This window comes from Streptomyces sp. NPDC057136, assembly GCF_042670885.1.
Taxonomy (GTDB): Bacteria; Actinomycetota; Actinomycetes; order Streptomycetales; family Streptomycetaceae; genus Streptomyces.
The window spans coordinates 1-1,354 of record NZ_JBHUUV010000110.1 but is presented as its reverse complement, the minus strand read 5'-3'; the positions used below and the strand labels follow the sequence as shown (position 1 = coordinate 1,354).

General features: G+C 66.0%; 1 protein-coding gene and 1 pseudogene. Both read left to right on the top strand.

The genetic code is table 11. From position 1 onward, the window contains the following. Window positions 1-91 precede the first annotated feature (91 nt). A pseudogene (locus tag ACFT7S_RS38710) lies at window positions 92-349 on the top strand (transposase); the annotation flags it as partial. 116 nt (window positions 350-465) lie between these two features. Beyond that, window positions 466-1,245: a transposase family protein gene (locus ACFT7S_RS38705; protein ID WP_376073317.1), complete on the top strand. Its 780-nt coding sequence runs from the start codon at window positions 466-468 to the stop codon at window positions 1,243-1,245. Window positions 1,246-1,354: the final 109 nt, after the last annotated feature.

Here is a 1,354-nt window from a genome sequence, read left to right as displayed (position 1 = left end):
CTCTCTACCAGAACCGCCACGCTGATGGAGAAGGCTTTCTGACGCAGGCCATCGAGGCGTTTCGGAGCGACGGAAACCGGCCGGGCGAGGTGAGGGTGCCAAGCACTGGCTGCGGGTGCTGACCGAGCTGAAGAACCGCGGTGTCGAGGACGTCCTGATGCTCGTTTGCGACGGGCTGAAGGGCCTGCCCGACGCGGTCGGCGAGGTCTGGCCGAAGACCCTCGTGCAGACCTGTGTGGTTCACCTTTTGCGGGCGTCGTTCCGCTATGCCGCCCGGCAGGACTGGGACAAGATCGCCAAAGCGTTGAAGCCGGTCTGCACCGCTCCCACCGAGGACGCGGCCACCAGCCGGTTCCTGGAGGCTTATTCACGGAGGGTTTCGGTCCGCTGTGCTTGATCATGAGAGCGGCCCTGCTCGGTAGCGTGACGGTTGCGAAGACGTCATTTTCTACAGGAGCAGGGCCGTTGAGCTGGAACGTTACGACAGGGCTGGACACCGATCAACTGGACGTGCTCGTGGAGCATGTCCACCGGATTCTCGTGGAGGACCCGGATCCGCCGGTGGCTCCCAGGCGGATGTGGGCGCTGGGGCTGTACAAATCGGTGGTGCTGGTGCTGTTCCTGCTGCGGCAGAACCCGGTCCAGTCAGCGGCGGCCGAGTTGTTCGGGGTCTCCCAAGCGACCGTCTCGCGCCGCTGGACTGTCCTGCTGCCGGTGGTGGAGAAGGCTCTGGCCAGGCATGTTCCCGATCCTGTCGGGGCTTCGGCCGGCCGTGTCGTGCTGGTCGACGGAACCCTGGTACCCACCTGGGACTGGGCGAGCGAGGGCACCACGATGTTCTCCGGCAAGCACCGCGACACGGGCTTCAATCTGCAGGTTGCCGCCACGCTCACCGGGGACCTGCTCGCGGTCTCGTCGCCTGTTCCGGGCTCGCGCCACGACATGCACGCCTGGCGCCGGTCACACTTCCCCAAAGCCTTCGCCGAACGGGAGGGCATCGGCGATCTGGGCTACGTCGGCTCCGGACTGCTCACCCCACGGCGCAAGCCGCCGCGCCAGGAACGATCCACTGGGGACAAAGTGGCCAACCGTTCCATCAGCACACTCCGGGCCGCAGTCGAGCGGACCATCGCGCACCTGAAGGACTGGAAGATCCTCGCCACCCGCTACCGCGGCCCTCTCACCCGCTTCGCCCTCGTCGCCAAGACCGTCACCGCACTTGCCTTCTACAAGAAGGGCTGGTGAAACCCCGTGAATAGGGGACTGGTGGGGTCCATGCGCGAGCACCTTCCGGATCCGAGGCTTTTGCCCTGGTTCCTACCAGATGCACGGGAGTCTGCGCGGGACCGTGGCG